Source organism: Burkholderia sp. GW821-FHT14F03 (assembly GCF_058803765.1).
Window position 1 is genome coordinate 38,539 of sequence record NZ_JBXAPG010000042.1, and the last position, 22,266, is coordinate 60,804.

Consider the following 22,266-nt stretch of genomic DNA (forward strand, 5'->3'; position numbering starts at 1 on the left):
GGATGACCCCGCCAAGGGTGGCCCCGCCAAGGGTGACCCCGCCAAGGGTGGCCCCGCCAAGGGTGACCCCGCCAAGGGTGGCCCCGCCAAGGGTGACCCCGCCAAGGGTGGCCCCGCCAAGGGTGACCTCGCCAAGGGTGACCTCGCCAAAGGTGGCCCCGCCGGTTTGAAACACGCGGGCGTCATCCGCCCGCGCGTTTGGAAGCGAACCACTAGCGCCCGCCTTGCCTTCCGGCTTGCGCACGCCATATTGTTACAGTTAGTGATGTAACGATCGGCGGGGATCGGCCGCCGACGCACAGACCGCGGCGCGCGGGGTCCGGCGCGCCCGGCGTCCATTCAGGAGACGTCGATGACTGAGGCTGTCCGTTCGCGCGATCCGGTGCTGGTGATGCCGGTCCGCCGCGATCTTCATTTTTCCCTGCCGGTCGAGCGCGCGAAGGACTGGCACGGCCAGGGATCGCAGGTATCGCACTTCTTCAACGCGCTGTCGCTGCTGTTTCCGGCGGGCGAGCGTTTCTTCATGGATTCGGTGCGCAACTACCGCGACCGGATCCAGGACCCGGTGCTCAAGAAGCAGGTGCTCGCGTTCATCGGGCAGGAGGCGATGCATACCCGCGAGCACGTCGAGTACAACGAACTGCTGCAGGCGAACCGCCTGCCCGCGCGCAAGCTCGACCAGCGCATCTGGAAGGTGCTCGGCTGGATGAAGCGGGTGCTGCCGCATTGGGTGCAGCTCGCGCACACCGTGGCGGCCGAGCATTACACGGCGATGCTGGCCGGCCTGCTGCTCGACGACGCGACGCGCCTCGACGGCTCGGAGGAAGGCTATCGGCAGATGTGGCTGTGGCACGCGCTCGAGGAAACCGAGCACAAGGCGGTGTCGTTCGACGTCTGGAACACCGTGATGAAGCCCGGGCCGGCGCGCTACCTGGGGCGCATCGGCGTGTATCTGGTGACCACGCTGACGTTCTGGCCCACCGTGTTCCTGCTCCACACGCGCCTGATCCGTTCGGACCGGCAGGCCGGCCACCGCGTGCGCGGCATGTGGCGCGTGGTCGCGTTTCTGTACGGGCCGCGCCACGGCCTGTTCCCGCGCATCGCGCGCGAGTGGCTGAGCTTTTTCCGGCCGGGCTTTCATCCGTGGGATCACGACAACCGGCATCACCTCGCGCGCGTCGACGGGATCGCCGCCGCCCACGGTCCGCGCGACGCGCGGCCGCTGCCCGCGATCGGACGTTTCGACGCCGCCTGAGCGTGTTGCCCGGCCGGCATGCGCGCGCGGCGTCGCCGCGCTCGGCCGGGCCGCATGACGCGACCGCCTGCCGGGCGGGGCGGGCGCCAAGGCCGGCGGCTCGGCATGCCGCCGTGGCCGTCGCCGCGACATCCGCCTGCCGCGGGGCGCGCGCGACCAGACACCCTCCGCAAGCTTTTCCGCACGCCCTCGTCGCGCGGCCCCTGTTTCCCATGCCTGCCGTTCACCCCGCTGCCCGGCCGCGACGGGAACGCATCATTCGCCGCACGAATCCGTCCGCGACGCCGCACGCGGCCGGGCGATCCCGCGCCGCGCGGATGGCATCCACCCCCTGTCCCTTGAAATCATCTAGAATTGGACTAATCTTGTTAGTGAATTCATATTGAGACTAACGGTGATGTCCTATCCTGCCTTGAAGCCCCACCCGAATCCGCCGGACGCGTCGGTCACCGAGATGTCGGCGGCCGGGCTGCGGGCGTTCTTCAACATCGCGCGCGACTGGGAGCTGTCGGTCGACGAGCAGCTGGTGCTGCTGGGCTCGCCGGGGCGCTCGACCTTCTTCAAGTGGAAGGCGTCGCCGCAGACGGCGCGCCTGACGCGCGACACGCTCGAACGCCTGTCGCTGATGCTCGGCATCTACAAGGCGCTGCAGATCCTGCTGCCGCAGGCGGCGGCCGCGGATGCGTGGGTCAAGCGTCCGAACGACGCCGCGCCGTTCAACGGCAGGCGCGCGCTCGACCGGATGCTGGCGGGCAACGTCAGCGACCTCGTGGCCGTGCGCCAGTATCTCGATGCGATGCGGGGCGGATGGGCGTGACCTCGATCGCACGGCGTGCCGACTGGCCGCTTGCCGCGCTCGACTGGGCGCCGGCCTACCGGGTCATCCCGACGCGTTTTCCCGCGATCAACCTGTTCGACCGCGTCGCGTCGGCTGACGATTTCGAAGCGCTCTACGCGCTCGAGGCGCTGACCAACGACCGGGTGCGCAGCGAGGTCGGCCAGCTCGATCTCGTGCCGCCCGGCGAGCGCCGCTTCGGGGCCGGCTACGGGCCGATCATGGCGGCCTTCACCCACCTGAACCCGAACGGCAGCCGTTTCTCCGACGGCCGCTACGGCGTGTTCTACTGCGCCCGCGCGCGCGACACCGCGATCGCGGAAACGCGCTACCACGCCGCGCTGTTCCTGGCGGCCACCCGCGAGCCGTCGATGCGCCAGCAGATGCGGCTCTACACGGTGGTGGCGCAGGGCGAGGTGGCCGACGTGCGCGGCTGGTCCGCGCGCGATCCGGCGCTGCTCGATGCGAACGACTATCGCGCGGGGCAGGCGCTGGGGCAGGCGGTGCGCGCGGCGGGCGTGGCGGGGATCGCATATCCGTCGGTGCGCGATCCGGCGGGCGAGTGCCTCGCGGCGTTCCGCACGACGCTGCTGCGCGACTGCCACCACGCGGCCTATCTGGAATACAACTGGAACGGCGCGGCGATCGACGCCGTCTACGAGCTGAACCAGGTCGGCTGAGCGGCTCAGGGCAGCGGCAGGTCGGCCGCGCCGCGAAAGCGCGCGGCGGCCACCGAGATCGCCCAGCATCGGCCGCTTTCCACCTCGAGCAGCGTGAGCTTGCCGGAGCGGTCGAACGCGCCGGTGTCGACGAAGGTCTGCGCGCCGATGCGCATCACTTCGTGCACCGGCGTGTGGCCGCAATAGGTCGGCGAGAGGCCGGCCTGCCGGGCCGGATCGGCGCGGCCGTACACCAGTTCGCGGCCCCACAGCAGGCGCTGGCGCGTCGCGTCGTCGTAGTCGCCGCGCGCGAGTGCGGCGTCGTCGCCGAAGAATTCCGCATGGAGGATGTGAAAGCGCGCCGCGCCGTCGCCGATGCTGCGCACGAGCGGCAGCATGCGCAGCCGCCGCGCGTGGCGGGCCAGCGCCTCCGCCGGCAGGTGCGCGGCCCACGCGCCGCCGATCCGTTCCCACACGCTCATCGCGAGCGCGCCCTCCGCGACCGCGCACAGCACGTCCTCGTGGTTGCCGAGCACCGGGAAGAACCACGGGCGGTCGAGCAGCGCGAGCGCGGCTTCCGGCTGTTCGCCCCGGTCGACCAGATCGCCGACCGAGAACAGCCGGTCGCGCGCGGCGTCGAAGCGCGCGTCGTGCAGCAGCACGCGCAGCGGATCGACGCAGCCGTGCAGGTCGCCGACCACGAAGTCGCGGCCGGCATGATTGGCGGCGTGACGGCACAGGAGAGGGGCGGGGCGCATTCCCCCATCTTAGGATGCGCATGCGCTTGGCGCAGGCGAACAAGCTGACGATAATGGCGGTTCATCGTGCTGCATCGCGGCGCGCCTTTCACGATCATTTCAGTGACGCGATGACGCTCTATCCCCAAGTGTTGCGCAACCGGCCGCGCATGATGGCGGCGCTCGCCGCCGGCGTGTTGTTCGGCCTGTTGTTTCCCCAGCCGCTGCGCCCCGTCGTGCGCGTGCTGATCGGCTGGGACGTCGCGATCTGGCTGTATCTCGCGCTGATGTGGACGCGCATGATGCGCGCGCATCATCGCAAGGTGGAGGACATCGCGATGCTCGACGATGAAAAGGCCACCACCGTGCTGACCGTGATCTGCCTCGCGACGGTCGCGAGCATCGCGGCGATCGCGATCGAACTCGCGAGCGCGAAGGGCGCGGGCATCGGTCACTACGTGGTGACGGGCGCGACGATGTTCGGCGCGTGGTTCCTGATCCCGACCATCTTCACGCTGCACTATGCGCGGCTCTACTACCTGTCGCCGCGCGACGCCCGCGCGCTGCAATTCCCGGACCGCGACCTCGATCCCGACTACTGGGACTTCCTGTATTTCTCGTTCACGATCGCGGTGGCGTCGCAGACCGCCGACGTGTCGCTGGGCAATCGCTCGATCCGCCGCGCCGCGCTCGCGCAGTCGATCCTGTCGTTCTACTTCAACATCGCGGTGCTCGGCCTGTCGATCAACGTCGCCGCGGGGCTGCTGAGCTGAGCTCAGCTGAGGCGCGCATCCGCGGCCGCGCGTCAGGGGCCGCCGTCAGTTCGCGAACGCATACGGGCCGCCGCGTTCGAGCGCGCGCCGATAGGCAGGGCGCGCGTGAATGCGCGCGAGGAAGGCCGTGATCGACGGCAGCGCCGCGACCGCGCCGTCGCGCGAGGCCGCCGCTTCGAGCGGGAAGCTCATCTGGATGTCGGCCGCGCTGAACGCGTCGCCGACGAACCAGCCGGTCGGGCGCAGCGCGTCGTCCAGATAGCCGAGATGCAGCTTCAGCTGCGGATCGATGAAGCTCGACTGCAGCGTCGCGGCGATGCGCCGCGCGATCGGCTTCGCGAAGAACGGCATCGGCGCGCTCGCGATGCGCAGCGCAACCAGCTTGAGCAGCAGCGGCGGCATCGCCGAGCCTTCCGCGTAATGCAGCCAGTAGGTCAGCCGCGCGCGCTCCGGCGTGCCGCGCGGCGGCGCGAGGCGACCTTCGCCGTAGCGGTCGAGCAGGTATTCGACGATCGCGCCGGATTCCGCGAGCGTCAGCCCGTCGTCGGTGATCACCGGCGACTTGCCGAGCGGATGCACGGCGCGCAGCTCGGGCGGCGCGAGCATCGTGGCCGGATCGCGCGCATAGCGCTGGATCTTGTAGGGCACGCCCAGTTCTTCGAGCAGCCACAGCACGCGCTGCGAGCGGGAGTTGTTCAGGTGATGGACGGTCAGCATGGGCGCGCACTCGATCGGAGGGTGACGGGGCGCGGGCCTCGGACCGGCCGCCCGCGTGGACGGATGATAACGCCGCCGCGCAGCGGCCGCGCGACCCCTGCGCTATAGTCGCGGATGCCTGCCGCTCCGGCAGCGCGGCCGGGGCCTCGCGCCTTCGGCCATTCACGCGCGCAGAGGTGTCGCCATGACGTATCCGTTGACCCGCTTGATCCTGTATGTGCACGACGTGTCGCGCCTGAAGGCGTTCTATGAACGGCATTTCGGCTTCGTCGCGAGCGAGGAGATCGACAACGAATGGGTCGTGCTGCGCGCCGGCGCGATCGAGCTGGCGCTGCATCGCGCCGGTCCGGCGTTTCGCGACGCGACGCGGCCCGGCGACGGTTCGAACGTGAAGCTCGTGTTCGCCGTGCAGGCCGGCCTCGACGCGTTGCGCGAGGCGCTCGCGGCCGAGGGCGTGCCGATGCGCGAACCGAAGCGCTTCGCGGGATTTCCGTATCTGCTGTGCGACGGCGAGGATCCGGAGGGCAACGTGTTCCAGCTGATGCAGCTCGATTGAGTCGCCGTCTTCCGAATTGGGCGGGTTGCGGCGAGCGTCCCGAAGGGGATGGTTCCGACCAGGGCGGTGAGCATGAGCGGGCGCTTGCGCATGCAAGCCGACCCATGCGCCGCCGGCCGCGGGTTCGCTGACCGCCAGACCGCCAGACCGCCAGACCGCCAGACCGCCAGACCGCCAGACCGTCAGACCGTCAGACCGTCAGACCGTCAGACCGTCAGACCGTCAGACCGTCAGACCGTCAGACCGTCAGACCGCGATCGCTAGACCGAGCCGAAGCGGCGGCGTGCGCCCGTCTCGCGGACGGCGTCGGCCAGTTCCTGCGCGATGCGCGATGCGTGGCGCGCGAACACGTGGAAGCGCACCTCGGGCAGCGGCGGCAGGCCGTCGGCCGCGCCCAGCGCGCGCAGGCCCTCGCGCAGCTGGCTGGCGGCGACGGGCGCGACGGCGAAGCCCGCCTGCGCGGCCGCGAGGCAACCCGCCATGCTGCCGCTCTCGAACGCGAGCCGCCAGCGCTTGCCGGCGCGGGTCAGCGCGTCGATCGCCGCCTCGCGGTACACGCACGGTTCGGCGAAGGCCGCGAGCGGCAGTTCCGCTTCGGGGTCGAACGCGCAGGCGGCGCCGAAGGTCCAGACGAGCGGTTCCTCCCACAGCAGCGCGCCGCCGTCGGGCGCGCGCGCGCAATGCTTGCCGAACACCAGGTCGAGCTGATCGTGTTCGAGCGCGCGCAGCAGGTCGGGCGTGATGCCGACCTGCAACGTGATCGCGACGCCCGGATAGCGATGCTGGAAGGTTGTCAGCACCTGCGGCAGCCACGCGCCGGTGAAATCCTCGGATGCGCCGATGCGGATCCGTTCGTGCGTCGCCGCGTTGCGCAGGCGGATGCGCGCTTCCTGTTCGAGATTGACGATATTGCGCGCATACGCGTAAAGCATTTCGCCCGGGCCGGTCAGCTGGACGCTGCGCGTCGTGCGCGCGAGCAGCCGCGCGCCTGCCACGTCCTCGAGCCGCCGGATGTGACCGCTGACGGCGGACGGGGTCAGCGCGAGCCGGTCGGCCGCGAGCGCGAAACCGCCCAGTTCGACGACTTCGATGAAGGTGCGCAACAGGACCAGATCGAGCGACGCCGATCCGCCCGGGGCGGGAGTCGATGCTTGCACGGAGAGCCTCGCAACGGGAAGCGGCGTCGGGACGCCGGGATCCGGGCATTGTGACAGAGGCGCCCCGCGCACGCCCGATGGCGGGCGCGCCGGCGCTCGGGTATGCTCGGCGACGGACCACCGGCCAAGGGCGCTGCCCACTCCGTTCCCGATGAATCGAAACGATACGATCATTCTCGCCGCCGATCTTGCCGGCACCGCGGTGTTCGCGCTCGAAGGGGCGGTCGCGGCGATGCGGGGCGGCCTCGACCTGCTGGGCGTGATGGTGCTGGCCTTCGTGGTCGCGCTGGGCGGCGGGGTGATCCGCGACCTGCTGATCGGCGCGACGCCGCCGAATGCGATCCGCGACTGGCGTTATCCGGCGCTGGCGTTCGCGACCGGCCTGCTGACCTTCGCCATGCATGCCCAGGTGCTGCGCGTGCCCGCATCGCTGCTGGTCGCGCTCGATGCGGCGGGGCTCGCGCTGTTCGCGGTGGCGGGCGCGCAGAAGGCGCTCGGCTACGGCATCGGGCCGTTCATCGCCGCGCTGATGGGCACCGTGACGGGCGTCGGTGGCGGCGTGCTGCGCGATCTGCTGCTCGCGCGGATTCCCGGCGTGCTCGTGACGGACATCTATGCGAGCGCGGCGTTCGTGGGCGGGACGGTGGTGGTGGTCTGCCGCCGCCTGCGCGTGCCGCCCATCGTCGCGGCCTGGTCGGGCGGCGGCGCGTGCTTCGCGGTGCGGATGGCGGCGGTGCGCTACGGCTGGCATTTGCCGCATGCGCTGCCGTGAGCGGACGCGCGGACGCGCGACCGGATTCGTCGGCGCCAGAATGATCAGGCATCCTGTTCGAATGACCCGACCCGACCCGACCCGACCCGACCCGACCCGACCCGACCCGACCCGACCCGACCCGACCCGTTGCGATGCGCGCCACGCGCCGACGCAATCGGGCGAATCGGCCGCGCACGGATTGATCGCGAAATGTCATCAATCGGGCCGCGATCGTGACGAATCGGCGCGGCCGCGCGAATTAAGCTGACGGCTCCATCCAGGAATCCCGGAGTCGCGATGTCTGAGTATGTCTTTGTCGATACCCGCCGGTTGCGGATCGGCTATCTCGAATGGAATCCGCGGGCCGCGCGCTGCGCCGTGCTCGTGCACGGCTGGCCGGACAGCCCCGAAACCTGGGCCGACGTCGCGCGGCGGCTGGCCGATGCGGGCTATCGGGTGCTGTGTCCCGCGCTGCGCGGCTTCGGCCCGACCCGCTTCCGCGATCCGGGCACGCCGCGCAGCGGACAGCTGAGCGCGTTGGGTCGCGATCTGCTCGATTTCATCGAGGCGCTCGCCCTGCGCGCGCCGCTGCTCGTCGGCCATGACTGGGGCGCGCGCGCGGTGGCCAATGCCTGCGGCTTGCGCGACGGCGTTGCGTCGGGCCTGGTGATGCTGTCGGTCGGCTACGGCACCAACGATCCGCATCAGGCGCTCGGCTACGCGCAAGCGCGCAACTACTGGTATCACTGGTTCATGGCGACGCCGCGCGGGGCCGCGGCGGTGGAACAGGATCGCCGCGCGTTCACGCGCGGGATGTGGGACACCTGGTCGCCCGCGGGCTGGTATGCGCCGCCGGACTTCGAGGCGGCCGCCGCCGCGTTCGACAATCCGGATTGGGCGGCGGTGGTGCTGCATTCGTACCGGCATCGCTGGGGCTTCGTCGCGGGCGATCCCGCCTACGCGGACGACGACGCCAGCCTCGACCCGCCGCCCCGGCTCGCGGTGCCGACGCTCGTGCTGCACGGCGGCGCCGATGCGTGCAATCACCCGGACAGTTCGGACGGCAAGGCGCACTGGTTCAGCGGACCCTACCGGCGCGCCGTGCTCGATGGAATCGGCCACTTTCCGCAACGCGAAGCGCCTCGGGCCGTTGCGGACGAGATCCTCGCCTTCGCCGGGGCGCGCTGAGGCGTGCCGCCCAGGCGTGCGATGCGCGCGGCGTTGCCGTGCGGTGCGCCGGGTCTTCCCGCATCGCCGGATGATCGCAGGCGGGCGGCGCGAGCGCGCCGCTTGCTTGCGCGCGCATCCATTCAGGCATGTGCTGGCCGACGGCAGCGGAACGCCTGCGCCGCGTGCGTCGTACGCGATGCGCCAACCGCAAGCCTCACGCGCGCCCGCGCACGGCGTCGGTTGGATCGCGCCGCGCGCTCAAACCTTGATGCGCGACGCAAGCTGCGCGAGCAGGCGCGCGACCTCGTCCGATTTCGGGAAATCGGCGGTGCGCAGCACCAGCCGCGCCTGCTCGTCGAAGAAAAACACCTGCCCCGTGTGCCGATCGGACCCGACTGCGCGTCCGTTCAGGAAGTCGAGCCATGCATCCACGCGCCCGGCCTCGGGAATCATGCCCGTCCAGGCGGACTCCGCGCCGAATTTCGCGAGCCAGCCCTGCATTGCCCGAGGCGTGTCGCCGAACGGGTCGATGCTCGCGGATACCAGTTGCAGCGGCAGCCGCCCGGCGCGGGGAAGCGCGGCCTGCACCTGCGCGAAAAGCGCGCCCTGAATCGGACAGGTCGCGCTGCAGCCGGTGAACATCAGCTGCAACGCCGTCGCCTTTCCGGTCAACAATGCGCGCAGCGTCGTCTGGCGTGCGGTGTGCGTGACCAGTTTCATCTCGGGCGCGCCGCGCGGCGGGCTCACCGTTCCGGCCTGATTGTGCGCGGCCGCCAGCCTGCCGACGCCCGCCAGCGCGATCCAGCAGGCCGTGCGCAGCGCCGCCCTGCGTGTCGGGGAGTGTTGTGTCATACGATCACTCGGGGAAAGACGGCGTGCGTCGGCCGGGCGGCGCACGCCGCGGTGGCCGCCGGCCGATCCCGGAAGAAACGCGGGCCGTCAGGTTGCCTGTGTCAGATAGCGCCACAGGGTCGCGCATTGATCCCGCGTCAACGTATAACGCGGCATCGTCTCGTTGATCATCACGTCGTCGGGGCCGATGCCGTCGCGCAGCACGCGGCAAAACGACGTCTCGTCGTACGCGCTTGCCGGACCGCCGCGCCGCACGCGACTGTCGAGCAGGCGCGATGCCGTCAACGCCGGGGCGAAGCTCGCCTGTCCGGCGCGATCGACGTCGGCATGACAGTTCGCGCAGCGCGTCGCCACCGGCGGCAAGGCGTCGTCGTGGCCCGCGAGCCTCGCCGCCGCCGGCAGCGATCCGTCGAACAGACGCCGTCCGTCCTCGAATGGCCTCGTCCGCGGCGGGCCGCCGGTCGGCCCGCCGCGCCATGCGTGCCCGATCGCCCCGACGCCGGCCGCCAGCGCGATCGCGAACACGAGGCGGCGCATGCGCATCGGGACGCGCCTATTCATCGGCCTCATTCGCGTCACGGACCATAGATCACGCCGATCGCATTCAAATACGTATCGCTCGCGCCGGCGAATCCATAGATCTTCCTGCCCGCCGGCACCGTGTAGTCGAACGGGACGCTTGTCCCCGGTCCCAGGTTGCTGCCGTACGGACCATAGGTCTGGCCCGTGTTCGACACGAACGTGATCTGCCCGATGGTCTTGCCCGGGGTCGCCCGGCCGTATATCCGGACCAGGTATTGCCCGGCCGGCAGCCTGAAGCTGGCGGCGTTGCCGCCGTTTCCGCCGTGCGCCGGCAACGCGCCCGAACTGGTCACACCCTGGATGCTGTCCAGCCAATAACCGCCGCGGAGATTGACGCCGACGAGCGGATTGACCGGCTGCACCGTGTCCGAGAACGCGGCGCCGAGCGTCGGGGTGCCGAAGGCCGGGCCGGTCGAGAACGTACCCGGCGCATAGGCTTCGTCGCCGCCGATCTGCAACACGTACGCGCTGACGGACGCCAGATCCGCGGGACTCAGGCTCACATTCGCATGGGCGGCGATCGCGGCGTCGACCGTCGGCGCGGAGCCGTCGTGCAGGTACGGCGCGGTGGCCCAGACATCGCGCAGGGTCGGCGTGTCGAAGCCCGGCAGTGCGCCGCCCAGGCGTTTCCCGCTGCCGGGGTAGAGCGTGCCGACGTCGCGCAGGTCGGTGGTCGACGTGCCGGCGAACGTAAAGCTGTCGGTGAAGTTGACGCCGCCGTGGCAACTGGCGCAGTGGGTCGCGAAGATCGTCTTGCCCGCAAGCGCGGCGCCTGTGAGCGTGCCGTCCTGATTCCGGAACGGACTCGGGCTGAACACGTTGAGCGACGACACGTACGCGGCGAGCGCGTCGAGATCCGCGCTCACGCCGGCCTTCGGATCGCCGAGCGGCTGGCTGCGCGTGCCGGTGTTGAACTGCGCATTGGTCATCAGCCCGGTGCCCTGCTCGAACACCCGGATCTGCCCTTCGAAGTCCTGGATCTCATCGAAATTCGCGCTCCAGTGCTTGTTGCCGTGGCCGCCCGCGCGGCCGAGCAGGCTGATCGTATTGCGCAGCCCCTCGCCGAGGCTCGTGAAGTCCCAGACCCGGCCGTCCTCGCCGCCCTCGTTGTGGCAGCTTGCGCAACTCATCCAGCTGTCGCGCGCGAGGCGAGGGTCCTGCGCGTCGTAGAACAGCTGCTTGCCGAGCAGCACGTTGGCCGGCAGCTTTTCGACGCCGATCGTGGCGACCGTCGCGAGCTTCGGCAGGCGCAGGTTGCCGAGCTGCAGCAGCGGGTTCAGGTCGTAGACCGACACGGTGCGATCCATGAAGTTGTTCACGTACAGCTTCGTGCCGTCCGACGACAGGCTCAGCCCGTTCGGCGCGCGCCCCGCCGCCACGCGCAGCAGTTCGCGTCGCCCCGCCGCATCGAGCACGGCGATTTCGCGCGAGGTTTCGAGCGCGACGAACAGATACGCGCCGTTCGGATGATAGACGGCGGCGGTGGTGAAGCCGCTGTTCAGATGGAAGACCCGACCGGCCAAGTCCTCGGTGTTCGCGGTCAGGTCCAGATGCGACGTGATCGCGCGCACCGTCGTTTCGAAGTCGAGGGGCTTGCCGTCGCGGTAAGCGCCGCGCTGGATGTTGTCCTGCTTCGACGGCACCCAGGCATGCGCGCCGTCCGGCGAAATCGCCGGCGCACCCAGGTAGTTCGGCACGCCGCGCCCCGACACGAGGGTGTCGGGCAGCCCGCTGAACTGCAGCACGAACTGGCGCACCTTCGCGAGCGACGCGGGATCGAGTTCCGTCACGGCCCCGCCGGTCGGCTGGCCGTTGACGCTCGTCATGACCGTCTTCGTGCTTTCGCCGGGCTGCGGCGCGGTGATGAAGCGGCTCGCGAACAGACGCGCGCCGTCCGCGCTCATCGCGAGATCGCGCACGCCGGGCACGGCGGCGCTCGCGCTCTGCACGAGGCCGCCGTCGAACTTGAGCACCTGGCCCAGGGCTTCCAGGCCGACATAGGTGCTGCCGTCCGGCCCGACGATCACGCCGTAGGGTTGCGATCCGCGCGGCAGCGCGACGGTGTTCAGGACTGCGAGCGTATCGGTGCTGACGACGCTCAGGCTCGCGCCGCCCTTGTTCGTCACGATCGCGGTCGCGCCGCGGATCGCGACCGTGCGCGGCTGCAGTCCGACCGGAATTTCGCGGACCAGCGTGTTGCCGGCCGTATCGATCACGGACACGCTGCCGTTGTCGGGATTGACGACCCAGAGGCGATCGCTCGCGCCCTTGCGCTTTTCCACCGCGATGTCGGACGAGCGCGCCGCGCTCGCGCCGGTGTTGCGGCCGCTCGTCACGGCCTGCACGAAATTGCGCGTCACGACCGTTCCGCTGGCATTGGTCGCGCTCACCGTCACGGTGTAGACGCCCGGCGCCGTATACGTATAGCTCGCGGCGTTGGCGGTCGTCGGCTGCGTCGTCGAGCTGCCGTCGCCGAAATTCCACGTATAGCTGAAGCTGCCTGCGCCGGCATCGACCGTATAGTTCGCCGTGCTGCCGCTGATGACCGACGGGGCGCTCACCGGCTGGATCACCGGGATCGGCGGCTGGATGACCCAGTTGAAGCTGGTGCTGGCCTTGCCGCCGTTGCCGTCGCTGACGGTCGCGTTCACGACGTACGTGCCGGCCGTCGTGGGGAAGCCGGCGATCACGCCGGTCGAGGCATTGATGAGCAGGCCGGGCGGCAACCCCGTCGCGGCGTAGGTCAGCGGGCTGTTGCCCGGTTCGCTCGCCGCCAGCGTGATCGAGGTCTCGACGCCTGCGTAGGAAGTCGGCGGAATCGGCGTCGCGATGACCGGCGCCGTGGGCGCGGACGCCACGGGCGCATACAGGGCGCCGAGCGCGTTGAGATACTGGCCGGCGCTGCCGGTGAAGCCGACGATCTGCATGCCGGTCGGCACCGTGTAGTTGAACGGCGTGGTGCGTGTCTGTCCCAGGTTCTGCCCGTATGGGCCGAAGGTTTGCCCGGTGTTGGTGACGAAGCTGATCTGGGTGATCGTCGAATCGCCGGCCAGGCCGAACATGCGGACCAGATATTGCCCGGCCGGCACCGTGAAGCCGTTGGCGTTGCCGCCCGCGCCGCCGTGCAGCGCGAGCGCGCCGGACGCGCGGACACCCTGGATGCTGTCGAGCCACCAGGCCGAGCGCACGTTGACGCCCGTCAGCGCGCCGCCGCCGGCGTCGGTGAACGATGCGCTTGCGCCCGGCGTTCCGTAGACCGGGCCCACGGCCGGCGCGGTGGCCGCGGCATTGACGTCCCATTGCAGGATCGAACTGACCCGGCTCGTTCCGTTCGAGGCGACGATCGTCGGATAGTAGGTGCCTTGCGTCGTCGGTGTGCCCGAGACGACGCCTGTCGCCGCGTTGACGGCGAGCCCCGGCGGCAGGCCGGTCGCGGAGTAGGAGACGGTCGCGCCGCCGTTCGCGCCGGCCTGCACGCCGAACGAAACGGGATAGCCGACAAAGCTCGCCTGCGAGTCGGGCGCGACGAGCGTCGGCGCGCCGTTGCCGCCGATCGTGATCATCTTCGCGACCGACGGCGTGCCGTTCGCGTTCATCGCGAACAGCATGTACATGCCCGGCACCGCCCAGCCGGGATTGCTCGGCGCGTCGATCTGATAGCTGTTTGCGCCGTTGCTGCTGAACGTCAGCGAGAGGCGGCGCTGATCGTTGTTCACCGTATGCGTGGTCGACGAGAGGCGGACCAGCGAAAAGCCGGTGACGGCCGAATCCGTCGACACGGTGATCGTGCTGCCGTAGCCGGCATAGCCCGGCGCGCTCGTGATCGCGGGGCGCGGTGCGGGCGTGCCGTCCGGGTTGAGCAGGTAGTTCGGCGTGAGGATCTGCAGGTCCGGATGGTTGGCCGCGCACCCGGCGCCGCACAGCCCGCCGCCGGCGACGAGCACGCGCCCATCCGCCAGCAGGACGGCCACGCTGTGATAGTTGCGGGGAATCGCCATCGGCGGCAATGCCGCAAACGTCTCGGTGACGGGATCGAAGACCTCCGGCCGCATGACCGAGTTGTTGTCGGTGAACTGGCCGCCGACGGTCATCCCGCCGAGGATCATCACCTGGCCGTTCGGCAGCACGACCGAGTTCTGGTACGACCGCGCGTAGTTCATCGGGTTGATCTTGCGCACGTTGACGCCGGCGTTCAGGTTGATCACGTAAGCCGACGCGCTCGACGGCGCATTCATGTTCTGCGGCGAACCGCCGACTTTCAACACCTTCCCGGTGTCGTACATCACGGCGTTGCCGTGAAACGCGAACGCGTCGTCGCCGCGCGTGCCCGCGTTCGTGACGCTGCCGTTGCCGCGCGTGTCGATCCAGTGCATCGCCTCGCCCGGACCGGCATGGAAGGTCTTTCCGTTGCCGGCCGGAATCAGCCACAGGTGGCTGTCGGCCACGTACGGCTCGGGGGAACTCTGGCCGGGCTCCAGAAACGGCTGGATCGGCACGCCGGTCAACTGCCGCCAGGTTCCGGACGACGGCGACCACAGTTCGGCATTCTTGGGGCTCGCGCCGCTGAGCCACGAGCCGCCCAGCGTAAGCACCGTGCCATCGGCCAGGACCGTGTTCGCGTTGTAGGCGCGCGGAATGGTCAATCGCCCCGATGCGGACCAGGTGTTGAGTGCGGGGTCGTAGATGCTCGTCTTCGCGTCGTCGCCGCCGCCCGCGATCAGCAGCCGTCCGTCCGCCAGGTTGCTCGTGCCGGAGCAGAACATCTCGTGGCCGGTGTTGCTGACGAGCGTATCCGATGAGGTGTTGGTGGCCGGATCGTAGATCGTCGAATAGGTCATGCCGCCGGGGCCGACCGTGAAGCCGAACTTCGCATCGGCGGAGAACAGCAGGACCTTGCCGCTCGGCAGCGTGGCGGCGAACGACGGCACCAGCGACAGCGTCGTCACGCCGGACCATTGCGACTGCGACGGTGCCGCCATCGCCATGAGCCGGCTGCGCTGGTTGGCGAGCGAGGCCGCGAAATCCTCGCCCTCGGCGGCGTTCTTCGATCCGTCACCGCATGCCTGGAGCGCGGCCGCGACGGCCAGAATCAATCCAAGAGGAAAACGACGCGCGGCAATTTTCATGGAAGGCTCTTATCGGAGGGGCGGGCAGCATCGAGCGACGCGTCGTCGGCACGGCGGGCCTGGTTTGCGAACATCGTGTCTTGCATTGAAGAAAGTTCTGAATCGGATGATTCGTTATTTGTTTTGGAATCTTGAATAATTATTCATGGAGGGCGATGCGGATGAGGTATTCCGATCGACCGTCCTGGACGGCGCATGTGGCACACCGTGTTCTTGCCGGTTCGAATGACCTGGTCGGTATTCGGCTATCTGTTGCTGGAAGCAGTGCTAATCATTTATTAAGCGAGAACTTACGTGAATTGTTGCTGTCGCCTCGCCGGGCGACGGCGTAGGGTAATGGAGCCCCGGCGCTTCGTTCAGCGGGCCAGATTACACAACGCGACGATAAGCGACGGCATGGGCCGTCCGGGCTATCCGGGCCGGCTCGCAAGGGAGGCTCACGGCAGCGGCGACCCGACGTCGGCCATCGCATCGGCATCGGGTTTCACGCGGATGATCTCCGCGTCCGGGGCGTTCGCTGCCGTCGAGGGGGCGGTCGGTGGTCACGCGCCGAATCTCAAGTGCGTCGGGAGCCGGAAATCGCGGCGGTGTGGTGGCACGGACGACGATGAGAGCAACGGCAGGCGTCGCCTCGGCGGCAAGAGGTGGTTGCGACGCCCGCGCCACGCTTGCGGGTCTCCCGGCTGAGCCGATGGTCGCCGGCGGCATCTGAACGGCACGATTCGGTCGGCGTCGGGTTCGTGCCATTGATGGCGGATATCGACGCCGCTTCACCGGGAGCCATAAGCCGCATCGGCGGGCTTGGGGGATCCGGCAGCAGGTTTGGCGGATCTCGGCGATAGCCGGGCAGATCGGGCGCGGCGACGGTTGCGGGCTGTCGCGCGGGATCTTCGGATGTTCTGATCGGCATGAACCCATACGGCGGCGTGGAATGAGGCGTCGGTTGGCTTCAGGGAACGCCGGCATGTCGACGGGCGAGCCGCGTGCGTGTTTTCGATGAGGAAACCGGTTCTTGCGATGACGGCGTGCGTGGTCTCGCCGGAGTTGAGAAACAGCAGCTTCTCAATTTATGTGGAGTACAGAGCAAAAACGATGCTGAGGAAATTCCCGGTGATTTTCGGTTTGCTGGAGAGCGGTGGGGAAATATGGGAATTTTATCGATTAATTGTTTATTGAATTTTATGGTGATTTTAGTGGGCTATTTTGGTTGTTTTTGTTTTTTTGAAACAATCGCTTGATTGGTTCGATTTGAGGTGAAAATTTGCAGTCTAACGTCCCAAGATGGGGTCAATACGTTTGCTGATGAATTGAAAATTAAATTATTAAGGGAGGTATCATTTCGTGGAAATTTCTTGATACTCTGCACCTCCATGAATAGATTGCTGACGGTTTTGCAATGGATGGTTGCCTTGAAAATCGGCTGAATTGATAAAGATTAAACATTGAGTTTCATTGGCTCGTCGTATCGAATGGCGGCGATCGACGGGCGATGAATGGCGCAGAGGGGCGCTTGCCGTTCGGCATTGAAGTCATTCCGAAAGAGATAAGCTCATGACGGAACCAATGCATATTCGATGGGTAATTGAATTATTCGACTCGTCGAATATTCCGGATCAGGGTTACGTATTTTTCAGTTGTCGAAAAAGTTACCTGTGCTATCCGGGCGAAACGGTTGAATTTTTTTCCGATTGTCTCGCGACGGCCACGGCCGCGCTGCGCCGCTACCTGAAGCAGGAACCGCCCGAAGAGCTGTACGTGCCTTACAGCAAAACCGCCCGCGCACGGCCGGGCAATGCGTCGCGCCAGCTGGAATCGGCGTGACGGTTCGCAGCCCGGCCGGGTTGCCGCCGGGAGGCGGCGCGGGCCTTCAATCATCGATCAGGAGAGAGCACGCATGAGCAACGCGAGTGTCGTAGCGAAGGTTAAGGAAGCGCAGGTCGTACAGGACGCGCCGGCGGCGGCGCGGTTCGAGACGCCGGAGACGGTGGCGAAGCGGACCTCGGTGAAGCTGACCAACGTGGGCGGCGGCGGCGAGTCCAAACGCTCGGGGCTGGACGGGCAGCTGGTGTGGTACGACACGGTGCAACTGGCGAAGCCGCAGCCGGACGACAGCGTGTTCGTGCGGGTGATCAATTCGCTGTACAGCGGGGTGGTGGTGTACCTGGAGAACGCGGCGAACCTGCTGCCGGCGATCCCGGAGCGGATGCAGGTGGTGCTGAAGCTGCGCGACGCGGCGGAACTCAAGGCGTTCCGCGACAGCCCGCAGTACGCGGCGTTCAAGCCGGACGGCAAGCGCCGGCGCAGCGTGGCGTACCACGACGCGGCGGCGCTGCGCGCGCTCGGCGCGGAAGGTTTCACGACCTGCTACACGAGCTACGTGGACGACCGCGAGAGCCTGCTGGGCTCGATCAACGACGGGCTGGGCTTCAACTATCTGTGGATCCTGTTCCGCGACCCGACCAACATTCCGCTCGAACTGGTGATCGCCTCGCTGCAGTCGACGGGGACGATCCTGATGAAGGAGATCAAGGACCCGGCCAACGTGGACGACGCGATCGTGTCGTACGGGGTGATGGAGTACGGGGCGGAAGGGGTGATTTTCTCGCCGCGCGACCACCAGGTGATGACGACGTTCCTGGACCAGATGTCGGAGGCGGAGCACGCGAACCTGTCGATCCAGGTGGGGACGGTGGTGGAGAGCCGGCCGGTGGGGATGGGCTACCGGGCGTGCATCGACACGTCGACGCTGTTCGATCCGGATGAAGGGATGCTGGTGGGGAGCACGTCGCAGGGTGGGCTGCTGTGCTGCCCGGAGGTGTTCTTCCTGCCGTACATGGAGCTGCGGCCGTTCCGGGTGAACGCGGGGGCGGTGCACTCGTATGTGTTCAACACGGGCAACCGGACCGACTACATGAGCGAGCTGAAGGCGGGGTCGCCCGTGATGCTGGTGAATTCGAAGGGGCGTGTGCGGCGCGCGTCGGTGGGGCGGATGAAGATCGAGCAGCGTCCGCTGCGGCTGATCGAGGTGGAGTTCGCGGGCAAGGAGCGGGTGAACATCCTGATGCAGGACGACTGGCACGTGCGGGTGTTCTCGGATGGGGCGAAGCCGCTGAACATCTCGGAACTGAAGCCGGGAGACAAGGTACTGGGCTACGTGACGGAGCCGGGTCGTCACGTGGGGATCAAGATCAACGAGACGATCATCGAGAAGTAGGAGGGGACATGGGCTACGTCGGCAGGAAACTGAGAGAGCGTCGGATTCTGTTCCCGGAGTCGCAGCGAGGGCTGATCGTGCCGGTGGATCATGGACTGACCTTGGGGCCGATCGCGGGGATGGAGGCGACGGACGCGTTCGACGGATGGATCGGCAGCCCGCACCTGAGCGCGGTGCTGGGGCACAAGGGCTTGATCGAGCGCCTGATCGTGCGGGAGCGGCTGCACCCGTCGACGGGGGTGATCGTGCACCTGAACGGGATGGCGAGCCTGTCGCCGGACGCGGACACGAAGGTGATGGTGTCGGACATCGAGACGGCGCTGAAGCTGGGAGCGGATGCGGTGTCGATGCAGGTGAACTTCACGGAGGAGAACTTCGCGCACAACTTCGCGATGCTGGGGGCGGTGACGGACGCGGCGCACGCGGTGGGCCTGCCGCTGCTGACGATGCTGTACGACAAGGTGAAGGCGCCGACGCAGGCGGAACGTTCGGGCCGGCTGAATCACCTGGTGCGGGTGGTGGCGGAGCTGGGTTCGGATGCGGTGAAGCTCGCGTATCCGGAATCGCTGCAGGAGATCGGAGGGCTGGTGCGTCGTCATGGCGGGGACATCCGGATTTTCTTCGCGGGCGGGGAGAAGGCGGGCGAGGAGGGGCTGGTGGCGATGACGCGCACGGTGGTGGAGCAAGGCGCGAGCGGGCTGTGCATCGGTCGCAACGTGTTCCAGCATGCGCGGCCGCTGAGCCTGCTGAAGCGGCTCGCGGATTGCGTGAAGGGCGAGGCCGAGCGCGTGGCGGAGCTTGAGGTGGTGTGAATCCGGGCGCGTGACGGAGCCGCGTCCGGGTTCGGGCGCGGCTCCGGCCGGCGAGCCGGGCGCCGCCGGCGCATTTTTCCGCCGCCGGCGCGGCCCGGACGGGTACGGCGTGTCGCCGGAACGGCCATTCGTCTGTCGTGACGAATCAGCGGCGGAAGCGGGCCTGCTTCCGCCCGGAGCCCGGCGCGGCGGCACGACGCGCGCCTCGGCCGACGACGCGCACCGATGGTCAATCTCTGAATGGAGCAGGCACGACCGATGAGCAATCAGGACTACGAATCCGGCGCGATCACGTCGGTGCGACAGCGGCTGGCCGTCGCGGAAGCGGAGCGGGTGACGCGGTACGTGTGCGACGGGCGCAGCTTCGAGGTGCATGAGGACGTGTTTCCGCCGACGCACTTCCAATCGACGGGGATCTTCACGCGTTACCTGCCGTATCCGTCCGGCGGCGCGTTCCTGGAGATCGGCTGCGGCGCGGGCGTGACCGCGGTGACGGCGGCATTGTCGGGGTGTACGCGCGTGGTGGCGTCGGACATCAGCGAGGCCGCGGTGGAGAATGCGCGCGCGAATGCGCTGCGTCACGGCGTGGCGGGACGGGTGTCGACGCGTCATGGAGATCTGTTCGACGTACTGGAGGCGGGTGAAAGGTTCGACGTGATCTTCTGGAATTCGAACTTCGTGTTCGTGCCGGACGACTACGCGTTCGAGCAGCCGATCCTGCGTGCGTTCTGCGACGCCGGGTACGCGGCGCATCGCCGCTTCCTGCGGGAGGCGCCGTCCTACCTGAGCCCGGGTGGCCAGCTGCTGATCGGCTTCAGCAGCCAGGGCGACGAAGCCGCGCTGAAGACCTTGCTCGGCGAACACGGCTATGCCTCGACGGTGGTGGCGTCGGCGTATGGCGAGGGAGAGGGCGCGCATCGCTACGACATCCTGCGGCTGTGTCCGGCCGCGCGCGAAACGGGAGGGCCCGGCGCGTGAGCACGGCAACCGTGGACACCCTGGAAGGCGCGTCGCCGGAGGCGCTCGACGGTATGCCGCAGCGCCCGGTCGCGATCGTGGGCGGCGGGCCGGTGGGCCTGATGCTGGCGCTGTTCCTCGATCGTCACGGCGTGGCGACCGTGGTCTTCAACCTGGAGAGGGACAGCCGCTGGCATCCGAAGGGCAGTACGCACAACGCGCGGACGATGGAGCACTACCGACGGTTGGGCATCGCGGACGCGGTGCGCGGGCTGGGCCTGCCGGTGGATCACCCGCGCGACATCGCCTATTTCACGCGGCTCGCGGGCTGGGAGCTGACGCGGCTGGCGATGGGCACGGAGCGCGAGCGCGCGCGCGTCGCGCAGGAAGCGGGAGAGCGCGATCAGGAGCCCGAACCGCTGCTGCGCGCGAACCAGATGTACGTGGAGCGCTTCCTGCTCGCGCATGCGGGCACGCGCGCGAACATCACGCTGCGCTATGGCTGGCGCGTGACGGGATTCGAACAGGACGCGGCGGGTGTGACGCTGGCCGCCGAGCCGGCCGACGGCGGCGCGCCGGGCGAGCGTTGGCGCGCCTCCTATCTGGTGGGTTGCGACGGCGGCCAGAGCTTCGTGCGCCGCACGCTGGGCATCGCCTATGAAGGGCCGGGGGGCGCGCACGACGGCTTCCTGGGCGGACGGATGTTTTCGAGCTACGTGCGGATCCCGGCGCTGGACGGCGAGCTGCTGCGCGGTCGCAAGGCGTGGATGTACAACGTGATGGCGCCGGGCGCGCGGATGCTGCTCGTGAGCCTGAACGGCGGCGATGAATTCCTGCTGATGTCGAAGCCGGATGCGCAGGAACGGGAGCCGGACGACGCGACGGTGATCCGGCGGATCCAGAACGGCGTGGGCCGGAAAGTGGATGTGGAGGTGATCGCGCACGTGCCGTGGCAGGGCGGGGTGGCGCTGGTGGCGCAGCGCTTCTCGTCGGGGCGCGCGTTCCTCGCGGGCGATGCGACCCATCTGTTCTCGCCGACGGGCGGCTTCGGCATGAACACGGGCATCGATGGCGCGGCGAACCTCGCGTGGAAACTCGCGGCGGCGCTGGAGGGCTGGGCGGGTGAGGGCCTGCTCGCGTCGTATGAAGCGGAGCGCCGGCCGATCGCGTACCGGAACACGGCGGCCGCGCGGTTCCTGACCTTCCAGGTCGGGGACCTGCGGGTGCCGGTGGAGGTGGAGTCGGACGATGCGGCGGGCGAGGCCGTGCGGCGCGAGTTGGGCGAGAAACTGCAGGCGTTCCGGCCGCAGTTCGAATCGCCGGGGGTGGAACTCGGCGCACGCTACGACGGTTCGCCGATCGTGTGGCCGGACGGCGTGCCGCCGGAGGACGATCCGCTGGTGTACCGGCCGAGCGGCGTGCCGGGCGGCCGGCTGCCGCACGTCTGGCTGACGGGCGAGGACGGGGCGCGACGTTCGGTGTTCGATCTGCTGGGCTTGGGTTTCACGCTGCTGCGGGTGCGCTCGCGCGGCGCGGAGGCCGATCCGCAGGCGGACGACGGCGGCGCGCGGCTCGGCGCTGCGGCGCGTGCGCGCGGCGTGCCGCTGTCGATTGTCGAGCTGGAGTCGGATGCGGCGTTCGAGTTGTATGCGCGCCGGCTGGTGCTGGTGCGGCCCGACCAGCATGTCGCGTGGCGCGGCGACGGCGTGCCTGCCGATGCGGGCGTGGTGCTCGATCGGGTGATCGGGCGCGTCACGTCGACGTGCGGGAGGCGAGCTGGTGAACCCGATGAATCCGGCGAGGAGACGGTGTCGCCGAGCATGGCCGGCGCGGCGCGCTGATCCGGGATGGGGCGTGCGGCGCGGGGCCGGCTGTGCGTCGGCGCGGAGCTGCGACAGGTACGCGCGGGCCGGCTCTGCATGTGAAGGCCGAATGCGCGCTTGCCGCCGTCCCGCGTTGCGTCGCTGATGATGTATCGCTCCATGGGTCGCTAACTGCGCGCAGTTAGCGACCCATGGAGCAATGGGGGCGGCCAGCGCAAACGGCCAGCGCAAACGGCCAGCGCAAACGGCCAGCGCAAACGGCCAGCGCAAACGGCCAGCGCAAACGG

The 22,266-nt window shown here is 68.7% G+C and carries 19 protein-coding genes and 1 pseudogene; 14 read left to right on the forward strand and 6 right to left on the reverse strand.

What is annotated here, in order from left to right; genetic code table 11:
• From AC1RQF_RS25160 to AC1RQF_RS25175, 4 genes and pseudogenes are all read left to right on the forward strand, one after another.
• A pseudogene (locus AC1RQF_RS25160) lies at positions 1-271 on the forward strand (hypothetical protein); the annotation flags it as partial.
• Between the two features lie 81 nt (positions 272-352).
• Positions 353-1,255 (forward strand): metal-dependent hydrolase, encoded by a 903-nt coding sequence (locus AC1RQF_RS25165; protein ID WP_492873205.1) that lies wholly within the window; start codon positions 353-355, stop codon positions 1,253-1,255.
• Between the two features lie 397 nt (positions 1,256-1,652).
• Positions 1,653-2,072, forward strand: a complete 420-nt coding sequence (locus AC1RQF_RS25170) for an MbcA/ParS/Xre antitoxin family protein (protein WP_252983861.1) — start codon at positions 1,653-1,655, stop codon at positions 2,070-2,072.
• Positions 2,069-2,770: an RES family NAD+ phosphorylase gene (locus AC1RQF_RS25175; protein WP_443111452.1), complete on the forward strand. Its 702-nt coding sequence runs from the start codon at positions 2,069-2,071 to the stop codon at positions 2,768-2,770. Before AC1RQF_RS25170 ends, AC1RQF_RS25175 begins: the two co-directional genes overlap by 4 nt.
• A 5-nt stretch (positions 2,771-2,775) precedes the next feature.
• On the opposite strand, the gene AC1RQF_RS25180 is transcribed toward AC1RQF_RS25175, so the two are convergent.
• Complete coding sequence (locus AC1RQF_RS25180) at positions 2,776-3,507, reverse strand: metallophosphoesterase (protein WP_273996653.1); 732 nt, start codon at positions 3,505-3,507, stop codon at positions 2,776-2,778.
• A gap of 110 nt (positions 3,508-3,617) precedes the next feature.
• On the opposite strand from AC1RQF_RS25180, the gene AC1RQF_RS25185 reads away from it, so the two are divergent.
• Complete coding sequence (locus AC1RQF_RS25185) at positions 3,618-4,259, forward strand: DUF1345 domain-containing protein (RefSeq protein ID WP_492873206.1); 642 nt, start codon at positions 3,618-3,620, stop codon at positions 4,257-4,259.
• 45 nt (positions 4,260-4,304) lie between these two features.
• On the opposite strand, the gene AC1RQF_RS25190 is transcribed toward AC1RQF_RS25185, so the two are convergent.
• A complete protein-coding gene (locus AC1RQF_RS25190; RefSeq protein WP_492873207.1) occupies positions 4,305-4,976 on the reverse strand; it encodes a glutathione S-transferase family protein in 672 nt (223 codons plus the stop codon).
• Between the two features lie 184 nt (positions 4,977-5,160).
• Here AC1RQF_RS25190 and AC1RQF_RS25195 point away from each other — a divergent pair, with 184 nt between their 5' ends.
• Positions 5,161-5,532 (forward strand): VOC family protein, encoded by a 372-nt coding sequence (locus tag AC1RQF_RS25195; RefSeq protein WP_492873208.1) that lies wholly within the window; start codon positions 5,161-5,163, stop codon positions 5,530-5,532.
• A gap of 260 nt (positions 5,533-5,792) precedes the next feature.
• Here AC1RQF_RS25195 and AC1RQF_RS25200 read toward each other — a convergent pair whose 3' ends face one another.
• Positions 5,793-6,689 (reverse strand): LysR substrate-binding domain-containing protein, encoded by an 897-nt coding sequence (locus tag AC1RQF_RS25200; RefSeq protein ID WP_273996649.1) that lies wholly within the window; start codon positions 6,687-6,689, stop codon positions 5,793-5,795.
• Between the two features lie 151 nt (positions 6,690-6,840).
• On the opposite strand from AC1RQF_RS25200, the gene AC1RQF_RS25205 reads away from it, so the two are divergent.
• Both AC1RQF_RS25205 and AC1RQF_RS25210 read left to right on the forward strand, forming a co-directional pair.
• A complete protein-coding gene (locus tag AC1RQF_RS25205; RefSeq protein WP_273996648.1) occupies positions 6,841-7,461 on the forward strand; it encodes a trimeric intracellular cation channel family protein in 621 nt (206 codons plus the stop codon).
• 279 nt (positions 7,462-7,740) lie between these two features.
• Positions 7,741-8,631, forward strand: coding sequence for an alpha/beta fold hydrolase (locus AC1RQF_RS25210; RefSeq protein WP_273996647.1), 891 nt, complete (start codon positions 7,741-7,743; stop codon positions 8,629-8,631).
• A gap of 240 nt (positions 8,632-8,871) precedes the next feature.
• On the opposite strand, the gene AC1RQF_RS25215 is transcribed toward AC1RQF_RS25210, so the two are convergent.
• From AC1RQF_RS25215 to AC1RQF_RS25225, 3 genes are all read right to left on the reverse strand, one after another.
• Positions 8,872-9,465, reverse strand: a complete 594-nt coding sequence (locus tag AC1RQF_RS25215; protein ID WP_273996646.1) for an SCO family protein — start codon at positions 9,463-9,465, stop codon at positions 8,872-8,874.
• Positions 9,466-9,552: 87 nt separating this feature from the next.
• Positions 9,553-10,026: a hypothetical protein gene (locus AC1RQF_RS25220; RefSeq protein WP_492873209.1), complete on the reverse strand. Its 474-nt coding sequence runs from the start codon at positions 10,024-10,026 to the stop codon at positions 9,553-9,555.
• Between the two features lie 14 nt (positions 10,027-10,040).
• Positions 10,041-15,173 carry a jacalin-like lectin gene (locus AC1RQF_RS25225; protein WP_492873210.1) on the reverse strand — a complete coding sequence of 1,711 codons (5,133 nt, stop codon included), beginning with the start codon at positions 15,171-15,173 and terminating at the stop codon, positions 10,041-10,043.
• A gap of 983 nt (positions 15,174-16,156) precedes the next feature.
• On the opposite strand from AC1RQF_RS25225, the gene AC1RQF_RS25230 reads away from it, so the two are divergent.
• The 6 genes from AC1RQF_RS25230 to AC1RQF_RS25255 all read left to right on the forward strand — a co-directional run bounded on the left by AC1RQF_RS25230 (position 16,157) and on the right by AC1RQF_RS25255 (position 21,997).
• Positions 16,157-16,411, forward strand: a complete 255-nt coding sequence (locus tag AC1RQF_RS25230) for a hypothetical protein (protein WP_492873211.1) — start codon at positions 16,157-16,159, stop codon at positions 16,409-16,411.
• 313 nt (positions 16,412-16,724) lie between these two features.
• Positions 16,725-16,994 (forward strand): hypothetical protein, encoded by a 270-nt coding sequence (locus AC1RQF_RS25235; protein WP_492873212.1) that lies wholly within the window; start codon positions 16,725-16,727, stop codon positions 16,992-16,994.
• A gap of 73 nt (positions 16,995-17,067) precedes the next feature.
• Complete coding sequence (locus AC1RQF_RS25240; protein WP_492873213.1) at positions 17,068-18,387, forward strand: 3-dehydroquinate synthase II domain-containing protein; 1,320 nt, start codon at positions 17,068-17,070, stop codon at positions 18,385-18,387.
• Positions 18,388-18,395: 8 nt separating this feature from the next.
• Positions 18,396-19,199 carry a class I fructose-bisphosphate aldolase gene (locus tag AC1RQF_RS25245; RefSeq protein ID WP_273996640.1) on the forward strand — a complete coding sequence of 268 codons (804 nt, stop codon included), beginning with the start codon at positions 18,396-18,398 and terminating at the stop codon, positions 19,197-19,199.
• A 258-nt stretch (positions 19,200-19,457) separates the two neighbouring features.
• Positions 19,458-20,177 carry a class I SAM-dependent methyltransferase gene (locus tag AC1RQF_RS25250; protein ID WP_273996639.1) on the forward strand — a complete coding sequence of 240 codons (720 nt, stop codon included), beginning with the start codon at positions 19,458-19,460 and terminating at the stop codon, positions 20,175-20,177.
• Positions 20,174-21,997 (forward strand): FAD-dependent monooxygenase, encoded by a 1,824-nt coding sequence (locus AC1RQF_RS25255; protein ID WP_492873214.1) that lies wholly within the window; start codon positions 20,174-20,176, stop codon positions 21,995-21,997. Before AC1RQF_RS25250 ends, AC1RQF_RS25255 begins: the two co-directional genes overlap by 4 nt.
• Positions 21,998-22,266: the final 269 nt, after the last annotated feature.

What these genes read in the sequence shown, in the direction of transcription:
- AC1RQF_RS25170 (WP_252983861.1), top strand. Translation starts at nt 1,653, where the DNA reads ATGTCCTATCCTGCCTTGAAGCCCCACCCGAATCCGCCGGACGCGTCG.
- AC1RQF_RS25185 (WP_492873206.1), top strand. Translation starts at nt 3,618, where the DNA reads ATGACGCTCTATCCCCAAGTGTTGCGCAACCGGCCGCGCATGATGGCG.
- AC1RQF_RS25240 (WP_492873213.1), top strand. Translation starts at nt 17,068, where the DNA reads ATGAGCAACGCGAGTGTCGTAGCGAAGGTTAAGGAAGCGCAGGTCGTA.
- AC1RQF_RS25225 (WP_492873210.1), bottom strand. Translation starts at nt 15,173, where the DNA reads ATGAAAATTGCCGCGCGTCGTTTTCCTCTTGGATTGATTCTGGCCGTC.
- AC1RQF_RS25215 (WP_273996646.1), bottom strand. Translation starts at nt 9,465, where the DNA reads ATGACACAACACTCCCCGACACGCAGGGCGGCGCTGCGCACGGCCTGC.
- AC1RQF_RS25220 (WP_492873209.1), bottom strand. Translation starts at nt 10,026, where the DNA reads ATGAATAGGCGCGTCCCGATGCGCATGCGCCGCCTCGTGTTCGCGATC.
- AC1RQF_RS25165 (WP_492873205.1), top strand. Translation starts at nt 353, where the DNA reads ATGACTGAGGCTGTCCGTTCGCGCGATCCGGTGCTGGTGATGCCGGTC.
- AC1RQF_RS25250 (WP_273996639.1), top strand. Translation starts at nt 19,458, where the DNA reads ATGAGCAATCAGGACTACGAATCCGGCGCGATCACGTCGGTGCGACAG.
- AC1RQF_RS25210 (WP_273996647.1), top strand. Translation starts at nt 7,741, where the DNA reads ATGTCTGAGTATGTCTTTGTCGATACCCGCCGGTTGCGGATCGGCTAT.
- AC1RQF_RS25180 (WP_273996653.1), bottom strand. Translation starts at nt 3,507, where the DNA reads ATGCGCCCCGCCCCTCTCCTGTGCCGTCACGCCGCCAATCATGCCGGC.
- AC1RQF_RS25205 (WP_273996648.1), top strand. Translation starts at nt 6,841, where the DNA reads ATGAATCGAAACGATACGATCATTCTCGCCGCCGATCTTGCCGGCACC.
- AC1RQF_RS25235 (WP_492873212.1), top strand. Translation starts at nt 16,725, where the DNA reads ATGACGGAACCAATGCATATTCGATGGGTAATTGAATTATTCGACTCG.
- AC1RQF_RS25195 (WP_492873208.1), top strand. Translation starts at nt 5,161, where the DNA reads ATGACGTATCCGTTGACCCGCTTGATCCTGTATGTGCACGACGTGTCG.
- AC1RQF_RS25245 (WP_273996640.1), top strand. Translation starts at nt 18,396, where the DNA reads ATGGGCTACGTCGGCAGGAAACTGAGAGAGCGTCGGATTCTGTTCCCG.
- AC1RQF_RS25190 (WP_492873207.1), bottom strand. Translation starts at nt 4,976, where the DNA reads ATGCTGACCGTCCATCACCTGAACAACTCCCGCTCGCAGCGCGTGCTG.